We start from the raw sequence: 16165 nt of genomic DNA, 5'->3' as shown, positions 1-16165 counted from the left end.
CCGTTCCCCTTCTTTATCGCACCGAGCAGCGCTCTGCATGACCGTTGGCGCGTCAAGCGCCGCTACAGTCGCCGCAGCGCAACGGTTCCAGGCTGCCATGCCCGATATGGGTGCTTCCCTTCTCGCCACCCAGGCCATGGCTGCCCCTGGTGAGCTGCTGAATCTCTCTCTCAACGCTTCCGCCGTACTGCCCGAAGCAGCAGTGCTGCTGGCGATGATCGCCACCCTCTTGGTGGACCTGGCCGGCGAAAAGGTCGCCACTCGCTGGGTGCCCCCGATTTGCTACATCGGCCTGGGGAGCTCCCTGGTTCTGCTAGCCCTGCAGTGGAATGCACCCCTGGAGCCATCCTTCCTCGGGGCCTTTCTCGCCGACAACCTGGCAGTGGCCTTCAGGGCTGTGATCGCCCTGTCAACGCTTCTTTCGCTACTGATCAGCTGGCGTTATGCCGAGAAGAGCGGCACACCTGTTGGCGAGTACGCCGCCATCCTTCTCGCCGCCACCCTCGGCGCCATGCTTCTTTGCGGGGCAACGGATCTGGTGAGTGTGTTCATTTCGCTGGAAACGCTCTCCGTCGCCAGTTATCTGCTGTCGGGCTACATGAAGCGGGATGCCCGCAGTTCTGAAGCAGCACTCAAATATCTACTAGTGGGATCGGCAGCTGCTGCTGTTTTCCTCTACGGCTCCTCCCTTCTCTACGGCCTGAGCGGCAGCACCAGCCTCGACACCATCGGCCTGGCACTGCAGAGCAGCACCACACCGCTGGCCGCTTTGGCCCTGGTTTTTGTCTTGGCCACCGTTGCATTCAAGATCGCTGCAGTTCCTTTCCACCAATGGACGCCTGACGTCTACGAAGGCTCACCAACCCCTGTGGTGGCGTTTCTCTCCGTGGGTTCTAAAGCAGCCGGTTTCGCCTTGGCTCTTCGCATCCTGGTGGGTTGCTTCGGTGCCTTTGACGATCAATGGAAACTGCTGTTCACCGTTCTGGCGGTATTGAGCATGACCTTGGGCAACGTTGTTGCCCTCGCACAGACATCGATGAAGCGGATGCTTGCCTACAGCTCGATCGGCCAGGCCGGCTTCGTGATGATCGGCATGGTCTGCGGCACCGAGGATGGTTTTGCAGCCATGGTTTTGTACATGGCGGCCTACCTATTCATGAACCTTGGGGCCTTCGCCTGCATCATCCTCTTCTCGATCCGCACTGGAAGTGACCGAATCTCTGATTACGCCGGGCTGTACCAAAAGGATCCCCTGATCACCCTCGGCCTGAGTCTTTGCCTGCTTTCCCTGGGTGGGATCCCCCCAATGCTGGGGTTCTTTGGAAAGATCTATCTGTTCTTTGCCGGTTGGGCGAACCACCAGTACCTGCTGGTGGTGGTTGGCTTGGTCACCTCTGTGATCTCGATCTACTACTACATCTCAGTCATCAAGATGATGGTGGTGAAGGAGCCCCAAGAGGCCTCCGATGTGGTCAAGGCCTATCCCGACGTGAACTGGTCGTTGATGGGGATGCAGCCGCTACGGGTTGCCCTAATCGGATGTGTGGCCATTACAGCCGTTGGCGGAATCCTCTCCAATCCCCTCTTCCAGTGGGCCAACACCGCGGTTGCAGGAACTCCATTGCTTCAGCAGGCCATCGCCCTCTCCAGCCTTAAAGGCCTTGGCTGAGCCTGCGCGACCGCCAGTTGCTGAGCTCCGGGGTATCAGCAAGATCTACGGATCAGGTGATCTCAAAGTTAAAGCCCTTAATCAACTGAATCTCACCGTCCGGGAGGGGGATTACCTGGCGGTGATGGGCGCCAGCGGCTCCGGCAAGAGCACGGCAATGAATATCCTTGGCTGCCTCGACCGGCCCACCAGTGGGACCTACCGGCTCAATGGCATGGCCGTTGAACAGTTGGAGGACGATGCGTTAGCCGACGTTCGCAACGGCTCGCTCGGGTTTGTCTTTCAGCAGTTCCATCTGCTCGGCCACGCCAGCGCCATGGAGAATGTGATGCTCCCGATGATTTATGCGGGGGTGCCCAGGGACGAACGGATCGAGCGTGCCCAATCGGCCCTGCGCCGCGTTGGTCTGGCACAGCGTCTGGAGAACAAGCCCAATCAGCTCTCGGGAGGACAGCAACAACGTGTTGCCATTGCCCGGGCCATCATCAACCGCCCCAGCCTGCTGCTGGCGGACGAACCCACAGGGGCGCTGGACTCCAGCACCACCGCAGAGGTGCTGGAACTGTTTGATGAACTCCACCAACAAGGCATCACCCTGGTGATGGTGACCCATGAGGACGATGTAGCAGCCCGAGCACAACGCATTGCTCGCTTCGAGGATGGTCGGGCTCTCACAGGATGCCCACAATGATTTCAGTGACCCTGCGCTAACGGAGGAGACGGCTGTGCCAAAAAATCCTATGGATGGGACACCAACTCAGGGCCAGCGGCGCCAGGTTTCGGTCCTTGAACCCTGACGCAAACGAAGTCCTCCATCGCGTTCCAGGCCAGCAATCCTCCAGATCTGACCATCTTCAGGATGGACGAGCTGATCGGACCAGAGCCGGGCCTGAACGCCATCGAGGCACCAGGCCCCATCGCCTCCGACGCCGTAACAGTGATCGAAGGCCAGCAAAACCTCCGCCGTCCACCTGATCGGATCCGCAGCCTGCTGCCCTTCAAGCCTTCGCAGGGCAATGGCATGACCAGGAACTGAATTCCGCACATTCAGGCCCAGGCCGATGCGCAGCAAACGCATCTGGGAGCCCCGCTGCACCACCCCAGGCAGAAGGCCCGCCAATTTGCGACCGTTCACGAGCAGGTCATTGGGCCATTTGATCTGAACCGTAAGGCCCCTCTGCTCAAGCCGTTGCACCACGGAGAGGGCCAGCGCCAACCCAAGCAAGCCGGCCTGACCGGACCCATGGCTCCGCCAGGGCAATGCAGCACTGATCCAGACACCACCTGGCGGAGAAACCCAGGCACGCCTCCATTGACCGACTCCCCGTCGCTGGTGGGTAGCAATGACGGCGCGAGGCCCCATCAACGAGGGCTGATCGCGCAACCAGGTCCCCAGCAGCTCCTCCGTGCTGCTGCACACAGGCACGTGCCGGATGGTCCAGTGGCGTGCCGAGGCACCTGCGAGGCGGCGATACGTCGCCATCAACCGGCCACCACCATGGTGTGGGTATCGATGTCGCGGCATGCGTGGATCAGTCATCCATCGCATCCGCGAGACGCGATGCAGCGTCCACCAACTCACTCACCGGCCGCACCAGCGCCATGCGCAGCCACATGCGACCGCCGCCACCAAACCCAGACCCAGGGGTCAAGGCGACACCACTGCGCTGAAGCAGTTCCCTCGCGGCATCTTCATCACTCCAACCCCGACGCTTGGCCACATCAGGCAAAGGGAACCAGAGGTACATCGCCATCTCTGGACAGGGAACTGACCAACCGCGTGCCCTGAGGGTTTCGACCACACGATCCCGTCGTTCGCGATATGTCGGATGCAGTTGCCGCGGCCAATCGGGGAAGCGTTGCAAGGCCTGGATCGCACCCTGCTGCAGGGCAAGGCTCTGGTTGAAATCGATGACGGCCTTGGTGCGACGCAGTGCCTCAATCAGCGGTGCTGCACCAACGGCGAAACCGAGCCTGAACCCCCCAAGGCACCAGCCCTTCGAGAGGGAGAAGAATTCGATACCGCACTCCCTCCAGTTCGGAGTCTGCAAAAGCGAGGGAGGCTCTCCATCCAGGGCGAGATCCACATAGGGATTGTCGTGAGCGATCACCACATCGTGCAGAGCCGCGATCGTCGTGATGCGATTGAGATCCTCCTGATCCCCCACTCGGGCTGAAGGGTTGTGGGGATACCCAAAAACGAACAGCTTCAGTTGCTCCCAAAGCTCGGGGCTGATGGTCGACAGATCCGGCCGCCAGTCGTTTTCAGGGGAGAGGGCCAAGGCCTTGGTCCGAGCTCCCGCCAGGTGCAACCCACCGGTGTGGGACGGATAACAGGGGTCCAGATGCAGGGCAGCGTCACCGGGATCAAGCACCGCCAGCGGCAGATGGGCGGTTCCTTCCTGGGATCCCACCAACAACTGGACTTCATGATCAGGATCCACCGCAACGTCGAAGCGATGCCGACACCAGTCCGCTACGGCGGCGTGGAAAGGCCTTAGTCCGGCTTGAAGGCAATAGGAACTGCTGTTGGACAGCATGACCGCTGAGGCCATGGTGTCCAACAACGCCGTGGGTGGCCGAAGATCAGACGATCCGATGGAGAGATCCACCAGACCCGAACGTACCGAAGAAGACGCCTCGAGCCGATAAGCGTGCTTTGCAGCATCAACACGGGCAAAAACAGCACTGCCCAGCGAGGCAAGTCGCTTAGAGGTTGGCATCCAAGAAGGACTGCAGCTGCGGTTTAGCGATGGCACCTTCATGCCTCGCCACCACTTCACCGTTGCGGAAGATGATCAACGTGGGTATGCCCTGAACCTGATAAGCGTCACGGGTCTGGGGATTGGCGTCCACCTCGAGCTTGCCGACGCTGACGCGATCCCCGTAGTCGCTCGCGACCCAATCCATTAATGGAGCAATTAGTCGGCAGGGGCCGCACCAGGCAGCCCAGAAATCGACCAGGACCGTGCCGGAAGCCTTGAGGACTTCACGTTCAAAACCAGCATCGGTGAAATCGGCAACAGCTCCAGCCAAGGCACTCAAATGACTTAACTGATCCTATGGAAAGCCGGACGACTTTCCCGGGTTGATCAGAGCTTGTCGATGGATCGCTTCAAGTCTTCGAGTTCGGCATCCACCTCTTCAACCTGCACGGGCTTCACTGCCTCGGCTCCCTCGGACGCGGGGAGCGCAACGGCTTCCGGGCCTCCCTTCAGCTGAGCGCGCAACGCCTCGAGATCATCGTCAACGCCGCCACCGCTTTCCAAAGCCGCGAACTGACTCTCCAGATCAGATCCAGCCAGCTCAGATGCGGCCTGGCCGGTGGCCTCCAGGGCCTCCACCTTTTCCTCCATCCGCTCGAAGGCCGCCATGGCGGAATCGGTGCCGATGCTGCCGACGGCGCTTTGCAACTGCTGCTGGGCCTTGGCTGCCTGTGCCCGGGCCTTGAGCATGTCCTTTTTGGTCTTGGCCTCGGCGATCTTTCCTTCGAGGGCAACCAGACTCTTCTTGAGCGATTCCACCTGGCCGTCTTGGGCCTGAACCTGGGCTGTCAGCGAGGTCGCCGTCTCCTGGAACGTCTTGCGCCGGGTCAAAGCTTCCCGAGCCAGCGATTCCTCACCCTTTTTCAGAGCCAGCTCGGCACGCTCGAACCAGGTCTTGGATTGAGCTGCAGCCTGTTCAGCCTGGCTGCTCAGACGCTTCTGACTAGCGATCGCCAGGGCGACGGCCTGACGCAACTTGACCAGATCCGCCTGCATATCGGCGACGGATTGGTCGAGGATCTTGGCGGGGTCCTCCATGCTGCTGACGGCAGCGTTGGCGTTGGCACGAACCAGCCTGCTCAGCCGATCAAAGAAACCCATGACTTGGCCCTAGACGCGCTGAGATTAGCGAGGTTCCTGCAATGGTTCTGCCTACTATTTGACGATGGCGGTTGCACCTGAATCCCAACGGCGGCGCTTACTGGGCTTGGAGCTGCTCCAATCAGCTGCACCAGCGCCGGCGGAACCCTTGAAAACCTGCCTGGGCGCTCTTCAGAGGGAGTGGCGCAAGGATGACCATCTGGCAGCGCTCTGGCAGGACTGGCCGAGAGTTGCGGGAGCGCAACTGGCACCGCACTGCCGCCCCTTATCGCTACAACGCGGGGTGCTGACCGTGGGGGCCAGCCATCCCCAATGGCGCCAGGCTCTCCTCTACAACCGGCCCCAGCTCATCAGCGCCTTGCATCAAGCAGGCCATGCGGTGCGTGATCTGCGTATCCAGCAACACCATCCCCTTCAATCGCCTGTGCTGGATAGCGAAGCCAGCATCTGGGCCGAGCATCCGAGCCGCACCGATGTCCATGGAATGGGGACGTGCCCGGACTGCAGCCGACCAGCCCCCAACGGAGAAATCAAGCTCTGGGGGCACTGCGGTTTTTGCCATCGCCAGACCTTGTCAACGTCTTAAAGCTCAAAGCCTCAATACCTCTCCGGGCGCGGCTCCCGCCAGTCGGCATCGACGCCGGCGTTCTTCAGAGTTTGTGCCCGTTCTTCAAGGCGACTGCGGTCCAGACGCCACACGTCGTAAATCCCGATCTGACCAATCAGCTCAGGCTGCAGGTCGATCCAATGGTCACGTTCTGCCGTGCCGCGATCGATCAGAACCAACACGGTGCTGGATGCAGCCAGGCTCCCGAGGGGGTATCCACTCCAGCCGCCTCGCTGTTCATGGGCCAGGCGATCCGCAATGTTGACCAACGCCCCATCGGATTGGCCTTCGTAGACGATCACTTGATCTGTGTAGAAGTGCAGCGAAGGCTTCATGGCGCCAACCATGACCATGGGCTCTCCCCTTCGCTGTTGCGACAACATCAGTGAAGCCGCGTCGCGGACCGGTTGCTGACGCAGACGATCGGCGAGCTCGGCGATAGGGATCAGAGCTAAGAGATGAAATCCGAGCAGACAGCCCTGCATTGCCAGCAAGGCCTGAGCCGCAGTACGACGCTGAAGCAACAGAAAGGCTCCAAGCGCTGCGGCAGCGCTGAACCACACCGCAGCCCACTTCAACAGACCACTGGCTAGCAAATCCACCGACAGCGTCGGCATCTCCGGATCGTCGATCAGGGGAACCCAGAGCGATCCCAGCCAAAACCCAGCGGCCAGGACGGCGATCAGCGCCAGGGAAGTTCCCCACGCCATCCGTTGCCAGCGCGATGAGCCCAGCGTGGCCTGGGCCACCAACAGAGCCGCCGCGGGGGTGGCGGGCAACCAATAACTGGGGAGCTTTGTGGCTGCGGTGGTGAACAGCAGCAGCACCGCAAAAAGCCAGCAAGCTGCGAATTGATGCAGCGAATGCTCAGGAGCGATCCGCGATCGGGGCACCCGCGCCAACCCAAACAGCAGATAGGGAGTGAAGGGCAGGGCAGCCACGAGCATCACCGGTCCGAAAAACCACCAAGGCTGGAGGTGATCGTTCACCACGGAGGTGAAGCGTTGAAGGTTGTGGTAGCCAAAAAAGCTGTCCCAGAAGGGCTTTCCTTCCACCAGCAACTCCAGGGCGTACCAGGGAAGGCTGATCAGAGCGGTGAGCAGCAACCCGGGCAGCGGGCGCAGCCTCCGCCAGGGCTGAACGAGATCCCGTCGCAACGCTCCGAACATCAGCAGAGCGAGACCTGAGAGCACCACAGCAACCGGCCCCTTGGCAAGCATTGCGAATCCGAGAATCACCCAGGCCGGCCACCAGGCCACCTCTTGGGGGGCGGCAAAACGCCGCCACTGCAGCAACAGGCTGAGACCCAGCAGGCCACACAGCAGGGCATCACTCACCGCGGTGCGGCTCCAGACCAGCACCAAGGGCGAGAAGGCAAATGCCAGCGGTGCGATCAGGGCCGTCAAACGCGGACGCTCATCACCGGAGAAAGGCCAGCGCAGCAAGGTATCGGCGAGGCCGAGCATCAGTCCGACCGTGGCCAGGGCGGAAGGAAGCCGTGCCGACCAACTGCCGAGAGGATCCCAAACCTCGCGTCCGGGCAAGGCATAGCCGAACCCCATGAGCCAGTACACCAGGGGCGGTTTGTCGTAACGGGGTAAGCCATTCACCCGAGGCGTCAGCCAGTCGCCGGTGTCAGCCATGGCCCGCCCGGCTGCGGCAAACAACGGCGGAGTTTCATCCACCACGCCGGTGGATCCCAGCCGCCAGAACGTGATGACGAGTCCCAGGGCCAGCACAAGCGCCAGAACCTGGCGTCGCTGTCGTCCTGAAACATTGACCGACAAGGGACTCTCAGCTTCTGGGGTTGATGCTGACATCCGCCATCAGTCCTGTTCGAACCCAAGATTCAACACGCTGACTGAAGACCTCACACGAGGCATGCTCCTCAGCCCAGCTGCGGCAATGGGAGCGCTCAATACTGCCGATGCGCCGCAAAGCTTCCGTGAGGGCGGCGACATCGTCAGGCGGCACTAACCAGCCTGTGCGACCCGAACAGATCAGCTCCCCCGGTCCACCACGGTCATAGGCAACAACCGGAACACCACAGGCAAGGGCCTCAACTACAACATTGCCGTAGGCCTCGTTCCATTTCGGTGTGTTGATCAGAACGCGGCAGTGGCCCATCTCCCGCTGCAGCTCCTGGGTCGATCGAAATCCACGCCAGTCGATCGTGCCCTTGGGAACACTCGACTCCACCTGACGCGCATAGGCATCGTCCTCACGAAACCCCCAAACCAGAAGCTGTTCGCCCAAGGCAGCCGCGGCAGCCGCAGCATCCTCCAGACCCTTTTCCGGAGCGATACGGCCTGCCCAACCCAGGGGGCCATCGCTCTGGCGCTGAAAGTTGTAATTACTGAGATCAAATCCATTACCCACAACATTGGCGGGAGAGAGCAGCCGGAAATCAGCGGACTGGCGGTGGGTGTGAAAGGCAAGGCGACGTGAATCCCAGGAGGCGACGGCTTCGATCACATCGCGCATCACCGCAGCCACATCGCCCATGCTCACGAGATGAAAGAGCCTGGCGGTGACCCGTTGCGTCAGCCACAGCGGCAGCCAGTCGTACCCGCCGTTGATGACAGCGTCGGCAGACTGCCCCACATCGAGCGCGGCCTCCCAGAGAGCTGGCAGAAGACCGTTCCGGGGAATTTCGACCGGTGCATGCTCGGCGGCATGCTGCCAGCTGGGCTGGTTCACACCCTCCACCTCCAGCAGTTCAACTCCGCTGCAGTCGGCAGGGAGCGTGGAGCCCTTGGCGGCCACAACCGTGAGCCTGTGGCCCCGCCGAACCAACCCCTGCACCAAGGATCGGAGGGTGAGCTCCACACCACCACCCTCGCCACTGCCGAGAGCCCCGATGGGGGTGTTGACGATGACAAGATGAAGCGGCGACACCGTCATGACGAGGGATCCGTAAGCGGCAACGGCTCCCAGAACCGGCGGCGTTGACTTACAAAGATCACGGACACGAGCACCAGCACGACACCGATCCACTGGAGCAGATCAAGGCGCTCTCCCAGCAACCACCCACCGGTAGCCAACGCAAACACAGGTGTAAGAAATCCGAGGCTGCTGAAACTGGTGAGATCTCGCTGATTGGCGAACCAAAAAAACAATCCGTAGGCCAAGGCGCTTCCGAGCAGGCTCGCGTACCCCATGCGCGCCCATTCCGTTGCCGTCCAGGCCAAACCAGCATCTGTGCGCTGGAGGGCATGAAGCACGAATAGGGGAAGTCCCCCCAGCACCATGTGCCAGGCCGTGACGGTGACCGGATCGCTGTGGCGTGAGGCAAAGCGGATCAACACCGTCCCAGCCGCCATGGCGACGGCCGCCAGCAACATCCAGCCCTCACCGGGCTGAAACAACTGCTGCACCGCCGGCGGATCAGCCAGCAACCACCAATGTCCCAACAGCTCAGAGGGCAGGCCAATGCAGACGATTCCCGCCAAACCGATGGCCAGCCCCATCCAGCCGATGGGATTGATCGACTCCCTGAAAAGAGCGCGTGCCATCAGGGCCACCAGCAGAGGTTGGCAATCAATCAGGACGGAACCGAGACCCGCTCCTGTGCCCTCCAACCCCCGCGCCAAAAGGCCTTGAAACAAGGTGGCATCCACCAAGGTGAACAGGAGGAACCAAAGCAGATCACGGGAATCGATCGCCAGGCCACGGCCGGTCCACCGGCCCCAGAGCAAAAGAGCCAAACCGGCGGGCACGAGGCGAAAGCCAGCAACCAGCCAGGGCCCTGCGCTGGCAAGCAATGGCGCCATGGCGGTCATCGCCGTTCCCCAGAGCGCAAAGGGCAACACCATCAGGAACCAGAGTCGCAATGACGGCATGAATGAGCGCTTGGGTGCTCTTTTTAAGATCTAGAGCGATGCAGATGCGCAACATGATCTGGCCCTTGTGGCGAAAATCACGACGACGGATGGCGCGCATCGTTGTTGATGGCCCCATCACCGGCGCCACGCGGAAGCGTGTACTTAAGGCGCTGCTGGAGGTTAAGCAAAGGGAATTTCCAGCGCTACTGCTGCGAATTGACAGCCCCGGCGGCACGGTTGGAGACAGCCAGGAAATTCACGCAGCCCTGCTGCGACTGCGAGAACAGGGCTGTCGCGTGGTGGCCAGCTTCGGCAACATCTCCGCGTCCGGAGGCGTCTACATCGGCGTTGCTGCGGAGAAAATCGTCGCCAATCCGGGCACGATTACTGGTTCCATCGGAGTGATTCTGCGGGGCAACGACCTCTCGCAGGTGTTCGAAAAGATCGGGATTCGCTTCGACACGGTCAAGAGCGGTCCGTTCAAGGACATCCTTTCCCCGGATCGTCCGCTGAGCGATGCCGAACGGGCACTGCTTCAGGAGCTGATCGACAGCAGCTACGGCCAGTTCGTTGGGGTTGTGGCTCAGGGGCGAAACCTTGATCTAGAAACGGTAAAGCGCTTCGCCGATGGACGGGTGTTCAGCGGAGAACAGGCGCAGGCCCTGGGCTTGGTGGATGAACTCGGCGACGAAGAGCATGCCCGTCGCCTCGCGGCGCAGCTGGCCGATCTCGACGCGGACGACATTCGTCCCGTCACCTTGGGCAAGCAACGCCGCAAGCTCAGTGGCTTGCTGCCGGGATCCCAGCTCTTCCATCAACTGCAGCAGCGCCTCTCGATTGAATTGATGGGGAGCGGTCAGGTGCTTTGGCTGTACCGCCCATGACCAGCTCACACCTTGTTCTGAGAGGCCTGCGCGGGGCCACCACCTGCACGGAAAACACCACGGAGGCCATCCAAGCGGCGGTCACCGCTTTGATGGATGCCCTTGTCGATCACAATGATCTGACCCCCGAGAAGCTGGTCTCGGTGACCTTCTCGGTCACCGTCGATCTCGACGCCTGTTTCCCGGCAGCCGTTGCACGCCGGCGGCCCGGCTGGGAAACGGTGGCACTGCTGGACTGCCAACAAATGGCGGTTCAAGGAGACCTCCCCCGCTGCATCCGTGTTCTGGCCCACGCCTGGATCCCGCAGGAACAGCAACCGGTGCACCCTTATCAAGGCGACGCGCAGCGGCTCAGGCCAGACCGATCTGGTCACAACTGACAGATCAGTCTCCGACCCCTGAGATCACCGCCCCGTGGTTGGACTCAGGAGAATTCGACCATCAAGATTTTTCCTAATGGCCCGTTCCACCACCAGACGCTTACTTGCTGGAGCCGGCACCGCTGCAGCTCTACTGATTGGCTCAGCATTCACCGGGTCTCCCGAGCAGATCGCCCACGCCCAAAGCACACCGGGGCTGATGGAATTCCGCTGGGACAGCGATCGTGACTACCGGAAGCTGTACTACTACCAGACCTCCAACATCGAAAACGACCGCTCGGAGTGGTACCTCACCCTGCGCAAAAAGGACCGCAAGACTGCGATCCTCAAACTCACCGTTACCGTTCCGGACTACTTCGACTCCAAGCTGAAACCCCACCGCATGCGCCTGTGCCGCACCAGCGTCGGCAGCATGACGAGCCGGAGCAAGTGCCTCGAAGACATCCCTGCAGTCATCGAGGTCAACAAAGATCAAACAGAAATCATTGTGTTCCCCGACACTCCGCTGCCTTCAGACGGGGACTATTCGCTCCAAATCAAGTTGTTCAATCCTCAGGGGAATCGCATGTATCAGTTCAACGCCCTGGTGCAGGCTCCTGGTGATGTGCCGATGTCCGGCTACCGCGGCAGCTGGCTGATCGACGTGGACTGACTGATAAAATCTCAGACTCAGATCGGCCGGTAGCCAGGAGACGTCCATGACCAAGCGCACCCTCGGGGGAACAAACCGCAAGAGGAAGCGCGTTTCGGGTTTCCGTGTACGGATGCGCTCCAACACTGGCCGCCGCGTGATTCGCACGCGACGCAAGCGCGGTCGTGCCCGCCTCGCCGCTTGATGATTTGGGATGAATCCAGAGGATTCATCCCAAACTCAGCCTCTCCAAAACACGATTGGTTGATGGTCCTTCCCGCCACCATGCGATTGCGCGGGCATCGATGCTTCAACCGTTTGCACCGATCCTCCAAGCGCCAAGACGGAACCTTGATGGTTCTACGCGTCGCTGCAGGTGACTCCAATCTGCTTCGCCGCGAGTTGCGGAGGATCGAAGAGAAGACCTGCCGCTGCGCTCTGGTGATAAGCAACAAGGTGAGCAAGCGCGCGGTCATGCGAAACCGCCTCAGGCGGCTTCTGCATGACCATCTGCGTCGACATTTTGAACGGCGAAACGACCTGACAGGCCAGTGGTTGTTGCTCAGTCTCCGCCCGGAAGCCGCGGAAGCCGAACCCACACAGTTGCTCGAAGAATGCGACAGTCTTCTGAGAAGAGCCGGACTGGATCTATGACCAGCATTCAGGAAGATGTCCAATATGAGGGTGGACCAGCCCGAGGGGATCTGATCTTCAACATCCTGCTCGGATTCACGCTGATCGGCCTTCCCTTCACCATTGGAGCCGTTGTGCGGGCCCTTTGGCTGCGCTTCCGCATTACCAGTCGGCGCATCTCGGTGACGGGGGGCTGGATGGGCAAAGACAAAACCCAGGTGGTGTACTCGCAGATCAGCGAAGTGCGCACCGTGCCCCGCGGCTTCGGTGCCTGGGGAGACATGGTGCTGGTGCTCAAAGATGGCGCCAGGCTCGAACTCCGCTCGATGCCGCGATTCCGGGAAGTGGAGGCCTACATCCTCGAACGCATCAGCAGCCGTGCGGCCAAAGCGCAAGAGAAAACCACTGAAGGTTTCGCCGCCTAGGTGCAGCTGTTCATGCACACTGGCCTCACAACGTCCTGCCCCCCCGTTTCTTCAACGTGATCGGATACATCTCCGACAACCTGCTGATTCCAATCCTGGACTTCTTCTATGGGTTGGTTCCGAGCTATGGCCTGGCCATCGTCGCCCTCACCCTCGTGATCCGGATCGCGCTCTACCCCCTGAGCGCAGGATCAATTCGCAGCGCTCGGCGCATGCGCATTGCCCAACCGGTGATTCAGAAACGCCAGGCTGAGATCAAAAGCCGGTATGCCAACAATCCTCAAAAACAGCAGGAGGAGCTGGGCAATGTGATGAAGGAATTCGGCAGCCCCTTGGCGGGATGCCTGCCGCTGCTGGTGCAGATGCCGATCCTTTTTGCACTGTTTGCAACTCTGCGGGGGTCACCGTTCGCCGACGTCCCCTACACCTTGAACATGAAGGTGTTGCCGGCTGACCAGATCGCTGCCGTTGAACCTAAGCCGTTCAACAGCGCCAGCCACTCCATCTTCATCGCTGAAACCGACCACGTACCGGTTATTGCCAGCCTGCCGCGGGGCACCAAGATTGGCGTCGGCGATAGCGCCACAGTGAACCTTCACACGAAGGACGGCCGCGCCTTCAGCGACGTGCTCACGGATGTTGAGAACCCTGGACGCTTTGCCCCAACCTGGGCGGTGACCAAGGGCGATGACATTGTCAGCGTCAGTGAAGAGGGCACGATCACGGCCCTCGCCGCCGGTGAGGCCACTGTTGAAGCCAAGATTCAGGGCCTGGCAGCCCGAAGCGGCTTCCTCTTCATCAAAGCCCTGGGTCAGGTGGGCTTCTACGCCGACGGTGCCATCAACTGGGACATTGCCATTCTCGTTGCCGGCTTCGGCGTCACCCTGTTCATCTCACAACTGCTGTCGGGCATGGGCATGCCCGCTAACCCTCAGCAGTCCACGGCCAACAAAATCACTCCGGTCATGATCACGGGGATGTTTTTGTTCTTCCCCCTCCCCGCCGGCGTTCTGCTTTACATGCTGATCGCCAACATTTTCCAAGGTCTGCAGACCTTCATCCTCACCAAAGAGGCACTGCCCGACAACCTCCAGAAAATTTTGGACCAGCAAATGGCCCAGAAAACGGTGACGGTTTCCGCCAGCTCAGGTGGTTCAAGGCTGCCATTTGAACCGAAGGGCAAGTGATCGAGTCACTGGAGCCTGTTCCCCTCCAGGAGCTCCGGGCCCTCGGCACCGCGAAAGTCTGGGACATTGAGGGTGAGCTCGATGAGCTCCCCTCGCTCACACCAGTGCGAGGCCATGTCTCCGCAGAGCACCGCGGCAACGTCTTGGCGGTTCAGGGCAAACTCAACACAATCGTGACGCTCTGCTGCGATCGCTGCCTGAATCAGTTCAATCAGAAGCTCATTTGCACACCCTCGGAACTGATCTGGCTGGGAGACGAGCAACCGACAGCCGACGAGCTGGAGCTCTCCGGAGAGGTCGCCGAGATGGAAGGTCTGGTGGATGTTCTCGATCCACGTGGTCAATTTGACCCGCAGCAATGGGCATTCGAACAGCTCAACCTGCTGTTGCCCGTCGTCAACCACTGCGGTGACCACTGCCCAGGCCCACCAGGCCTCGAGCAGCAGTCCGTGGCCCCAACCACCAAGCCAAAGGACGTGGATCCCCGCTGGCAGGCCCTGCAACAGCTCCAGCAGCAGATCGACCAGCCATGAGCAGTGCCGCGTGGGGACACCAGATCGACCTTCTGGTGCGTGCGCGCACACCCCTGATCTGGGTGCGCAGCAATGAGGAAGCCCGGGTGGAAAACCTGCTCGGAGAGGCCGCTCAACGGCTTGCACGCCAGCTGGTCTGCTGGAATTTCATCGATGGCATTAGAGGTCCAGTGAACGCCGATGGACAGGGGAGCCGTCAACCGATGGCCATGCTCCAGTGGCTCCAGCAACGGGATGCGGGCAGCCCAACCCTTCTGCTCGCCAAGGATTTTCATCGTTTCTGCGATGACCCCGGTGTGGCCCGGATGCTGCGCAATCTCGAGGCATCCCTGCGCAGCACCCCGCACACGCTGGTGCTGTGCTGCGGGCAATGGACACCCCCAGGGGATCTGGAAGAGAGCCTCACGCTGCTGGATCTCCCCCTGCCCGACAACAACGACCTGCGCCGCCTGATCAGCAGCATCAGCACCAGCAGCGGCAGCGAGCTTCCAGCTTCCGTCCTGGATGAGCTGGCTCAGGCCTGCAGCGGACTCAGCGAGATGCGGGTTCGCCAGGTTGCGGCCCGTGCCCTGGCCCGCCGCGGCCAGTTGGGATCAGAAGATCTGCAGGACGTTCTGGACGAAAAACGCCAGACGATTGCCCGAAGTGAGGTGCTGGAGTTCTGTCGCAGCGATGCGGGCACCGAAGCCATCGGAGGCCTCGACGGTCTCAAGACCTGGCTGAACCAACGACACCGGGCCTTCTCGGAAGATGCACGGCGTTTCGGACTGCCACTACCCCGTGGCGTCCTGCTCGTGGGTCCTCAAGGCACAGGGAAATCACTCACGGCCAAAGCCATCGCCTGCAGTTGGTCGATGCCCCTGTTGCGTCTAGATGTGGGGCGTCTGTTCGCGGGCTTGGTGGGAGCCAGCGAGGCACGCACCCGCGAGATGATCCAACGGGCTGAAGCGATGGCGCCCTGCGTGCTCTGGATCGACGAGATCGACAAGGGCTTCGGGGGGGATGGCCGAAGTGACGGCGGCACCACCCAGCGGGTTCTGGCCAACGTGCTCACCTGGATGGCCGAGAAACAGTCCCCGGTGTTCGTCGTCGCCACCGCCAACGGTGTCGAGAAGCTGCCACCGGAGCTGCTGCGCAAGGGGCGTTTCGATGAGATCTTCATGCTCGATCTGCCCAGCAGCTCTGAGCGCAACAGCATTCTTGAGCTGCATCTGGAACGGCGACGCCCGGGGCTGAAGCTTCCCCTAGACACCGTGGTGAGCCGCAGTGAGGGCTTCTCCGGTGCCGAGCTGGAGCAGACCGTGATCGAGGCGATGCACTTAGCCTTTGCCGACAACCGTGAGTTGACGGAGCCGGATCTGATTGGAGCGGCATCCCAGCTCATCCCCCTCTCGCGCACCGCCAGCGAACAGCTCGAGCGGCTGAAGCAGTGGGCTGCAGGCGGCCGTGCCCGCCCCGCGTCTGTTGCTGCAAGTAACGAAGCCTGACGGGGCGTAACGAACGTCACCCTTGAGCAAGGCGGCAGC

The 16165-nt window shown here is 61.2% G+C and carries 19 protein-coding genes; 12 read left to right on the top strand and 7 right to left on the bottom strand.

Annotation, left to right across the window (positions count from 1 at the left end):
• The first annotated feature begins 97 nt into the window (after positions 1-97).
• Together FZZ85_RS08195 and FZZ85_RS08190 are read left to right on the top strand one after the other, a co-directional pair.
• Entirely contained in the window at positions 98-1669 is a 1572-nt protein-coding gene (locus FZZ85_RS08195) for an NAD(P)H-quinone oxidoreductase subunit N (RefSeq protein WP_226414135.1), read from the top strand.
• The gene (locus tag FZZ85_RS08190; RefSeq protein ID WP_226413993.1) at positions 1662-2360 is read left to right on the top strand and encodes an ABC transporter ATP-binding protein; all 699 of its coding nucleotides are present in this window, start codon (positions 1662-1664) and stop codon (positions 2358-2360) included. Before FZZ85_RS08195 ends, FZZ85_RS08190 begins: the two co-directional genes overlap by 8 nt.
• Positions 2361-2426: 66 nt before the next feature.
• Here FZZ85_RS08190 and FZZ85_RS08185 read toward each other — a convergent pair whose 3' ends face one another.
• The 4 genes from FZZ85_RS08185 to FZZ85_RS08170 are packed head-to-tail and all read right to left on the bottom strand — an operon-like array spanning position 2427 to position 5535.
• The gene (locus FZZ85_RS08185) at positions 2427-3209 is read right to left on the bottom strand and encodes a biotin--[acetyl-CoA-carboxylase] ligase (RefSeq protein ID WP_370631164.1); all 783 of its coding nucleotides are present in this window, start codon (positions 3207-3209) and stop codon (positions 2427-2429) included.
• Entirely contained in the window at positions 3202-4392 is a 1191-nt protein-coding gene (locus FZZ85_RS08180) for an aminotransferase class I/II-fold pyridoxal phosphate-dependent enzyme (protein ID WP_226413989.1), read from the bottom strand. The genes FZZ85_RS08185 and FZZ85_RS08180 overlap by 8 nt, the downstream gene beginning before the upstream one ends.
• Entirely contained in the window at positions 4379-4705 is a 327-nt protein-coding gene (trxA, locus tag FZZ85_RS08175) for a thioredoxin (protein WP_226413987.1), read from the bottom strand. The genes FZZ85_RS08180 and trxA overlap by 14 nt, the downstream gene beginning before the upstream one ends.
• 56 nt (positions 4706-4761) lie before the next feature.
• Positions 4762-5535 (bottom strand): PspA/IM30 family protein, encoded by a 774-nt coding sequence (locus tag FZZ85_RS08170; RefSeq protein ID WP_226413985.1) that lies wholly within the window; start codon positions 5533-5535, stop codon positions 4762-4764.
• A 64-nt stretch (positions 5536-5599) separates the two neighbouring features.
• On the opposite strand from FZZ85_RS08170, the gene FZZ85_RS08165 reads away from it, so the two are divergent.
• Positions 5600-6121 carry a DUF721 domain-containing protein gene (locus FZZ85_RS08165; RefSeq protein WP_226413983.1) on the top strand — a complete coding sequence of 174 codons (522 nt, stop codon included), beginning with the start codon at positions 5600-5602 and terminating at the stop codon, positions 6119-6121.
• An 11-nt stretch (positions 6122-6132) separates the two neighbouring features.
• Here FZZ85_RS08165 and FZZ85_RS08160 read toward each other — a convergent pair whose 3' ends face one another.
• Genes FZZ85_RS08160 through FZZ85_RS08150 form a run of 3 tightly spaced genes read right to left on the bottom strand, consistent with a single transcriptional unit; the run spans position 6133 to position 9984 of the window.
• Positions 6133-7962 (bottom strand): glycosyltransferase family 39 protein, encoded by a 1830-nt coding sequence (locus FZZ85_RS08160; protein ID WP_226413981.1) that lies wholly within the window; start codon positions 7960-7962, stop codon positions 6133-6135.
• Positions 7937-9046 carry a glycosyltransferase gene (locus FZZ85_RS08155; RefSeq protein ID WP_226413979.1) on the bottom strand — a complete coding sequence of 370 codons (1110 nt, stop codon included), beginning with the start codon at positions 9044-9046 and terminating at the stop codon, positions 7937-7939. Before FZZ85_RS08155 ends, FZZ85_RS08160 begins: the two co-directional genes overlap by 26 nt.
• A complete protein-coding gene (locus tag FZZ85_RS08150; protein ID WP_226413977.1) occupies positions 9043-9984 on the bottom strand; it encodes a DMT family transporter in 942 nt (313 codons plus the stop codon). Before FZZ85_RS08150 ends, FZZ85_RS08155 begins: the two co-directional genes overlap by 4 nt.
• A 53-nt stretch (positions 9985-10037) precedes the next feature.
• Here FZZ85_RS08150 and sppA point away from each other — a divergent pair, with 53 nt between their 5' ends.
• From sppA to FZZ85_RS08105, 9 genes are all read left to right on the top strand, one after another.
• A complete protein-coding gene (sppA, locus tag FZZ85_RS08145) occupies positions 10038-10850 on the top strand; it encodes a signal peptide peptidase SppA (RefSeq protein WP_226414133.1) in 813 nt (270 codons plus the stop codon).
• Positions 10847-11230 carry a chorismate mutase gene (gene aroH, locus FZZ85_RS08140; RefSeq protein ID WP_226413975.1) on the top strand — a complete coding sequence of 128 codons (384 nt, stop codon included), beginning with the start codon at positions 10847-10849 and terminating at the stop codon, positions 11228-11230. The genes sppA and aroH overlap by 4 nt, the downstream gene beginning before the upstream one ends.
• A gap of 76 nt (positions 11231-11306) precedes the next feature.
• Positions 11307-11882 (top strand): DUF2808 domain-containing protein, encoded by a 576-nt coding sequence (locus FZZ85_RS08135; protein WP_226413973.1) that lies wholly within the window; start codon positions 11307-11309, stop codon positions 11880-11882.
• A gap of 46 nt (positions 11883-11928) precedes the next feature.
• Positions 11929-12066: a 50S ribosomal protein L34 gene (gene rpmH / locus FZZ85_RS08130; protein WP_226413971.1), complete on the top strand. Its 138-nt coding sequence runs from the start codon at positions 11929-11931 to the stop codon at positions 12064-12066.
• Between the two features lie 62 nt (positions 12067-12128).
• Complete coding sequence (locus tag FZZ85_RS08125) at positions 12129-12515, top strand: ribonuclease P protein component (RefSeq protein WP_226413969.1); 387 nt, start codon at positions 12129-12131, stop codon at positions 12513-12515.
• Positions 12512-12919, top strand: a complete 408-nt coding sequence (locus tag FZZ85_RS08120) for a PH domain-containing protein (protein WP_226413967.1) — start codon at positions 12512-12514, stop codon at positions 12917-12919. The genes FZZ85_RS08125 and FZZ85_RS08120 overlap by 4 nt, the downstream gene beginning before the upstream one ends.
• A gap of 56 nt (positions 12920-12975) precedes the next feature.
• Positions 12976-14106: a membrane protein insertase YidC gene (gene yidC, locus FZZ85_RS08115; protein WP_226413965.1), complete on the top strand. Its 1131-nt coding sequence runs from the start codon at positions 12976-12978 to the stop codon at positions 14104-14106.
• The gene (locus FZZ85_RS08110) at positions 14103-14639 is read left to right on the top strand and encodes a DUF177 domain-containing protein (RefSeq protein ID WP_226413963.1); all 537 of its coding nucleotides are present in this window, start codon (positions 14103-14105) and stop codon (positions 14637-14639) included. Before yidC ends, FZZ85_RS08110 begins: the two co-directional genes overlap by 4 nt.
• Positions 14636-16126: an AAA family ATPase gene (locus tag FZZ85_RS08105; protein WP_226413961.1), complete on the top strand. Its 1491-nt coding sequence runs from the start codon at positions 14636-14638 to the stop codon at positions 16124-16126. Before FZZ85_RS08110 ends, FZZ85_RS08105 begins: the two co-directional genes overlap by 4 nt.
• Positions 16127-16165: the final 39 nt, after the last annotated feature.

The sequence above is a fragment of the Synechococcus sp. MU1642 genome, assembly GCF_020514115.1.
GTDB lineage: Bacteria > Cyanobacteriota > Cyanobacteriia > PCC-6307 > Cyanobiaceae > Parasynechococcus.
The sequence above is the reverse complement of the archived record's forward strand: the minus strand, read 5'-3'. Positions and strand labels throughout refer to the sequence as shown.

Coding starts and splice junctions, on each gene's coding strand:
- FZZ85_RS08195 (WP_226414135.1), top strand. CDS start 98: ATGCCCGATATGGGTGCTTCCCTTCTCGCCACCCAGGCCATGGCTGCC.
- FZZ85_RS08185 (WP_370631164.1), bottom strand. CDS start 3,209: ATGACTGATCCACGCATGCCGCGACATCGATACCCACACCATGGTGGT.
- FZZ85_RS08180 (WP_226413989.1), bottom strand. CDS start 4,392: ATGCCAACCTCTAAGCGACTTGCCTCGCTGGGCAGTGCTGTTTTTGCC.
- FZZ85_RS08170 (WP_226413985.1), bottom strand. CDS start 5,535: ATGGGTTTCTTTGATCGGCTGAGCAGGCTGGTTCGTGCCAACGCCAAC.
- FZZ85_RS08165 (WP_226413983.1), top strand. CDS start 5,600: ATGGCGGTTGCACCTGAATCCCAACGGCGGCGCTTACTGGGCTTGGAG.
- FZZ85_RS08160 (WP_226413981.1), bottom strand. CDS start 7,962: ATGTCAGCATCAACCCCAGAAGCTGAGAGTCCCTTGTCGGTCAATGTT.
- FZZ85_RS08155 (WP_226413979.1), bottom strand. CDS start 9,046: ATGACGGTGTCGCCGCTTCATCTTGTCATCGTCAACACCCCCATCGGG.
- FZZ85_RS08150 (WP_226413977.1), bottom strand. CDS start 9,984: ATGCCGTCATTGCGACTCTGGTTCCTGATGGTGTTGCCCTTTGCGCTC.
- sppA (WP_226414133.1), top strand. CDS start 10,038: ATGATCTGGCCCTTGTGGCGAAAATCACGACGACGGATGGCGCGCATC.
- aroH (WP_226413975.1), top strand. CDS start 10,847: ATGACCAGCTCACACCTTGTTCTGAGAGGCCTGCGCGGGGCCACCACC.
- FZZ85_RS08135 (WP_226413973.1), top strand. CDS start 11,307: ATGGCCCGTTCCACCACCAGACGCTTACTTGCTGGAGCCGGCACCGCT.
- rpmH (WP_226413971.1), top strand. CDS start 11,929: ATGACCAAGCGCACCCTCGGGGGAACAAACCGCAAGAGGAAGCGCGTT.
- FZZ85_RS08125 (WP_226413969.1), top strand. CDS start 12,129: ATGGTCCTTCCCGCCACCATGCGATTGCGCGGGCATCGATGCTTCAAC.
- FZZ85_RS08120 (WP_226413967.1), top strand. CDS start 12,512: ATGACCAGCATTCAGGAAGATGTCCAATATGAGGGTGGACCAGCCCGA.
- FZZ85_RS08105 (WP_226413961.1), top strand. CDS start 14,636: ATGAGCAGTGCCGCGTGGGGACACCAGATCGACCTTCTGGTGCGTGCG.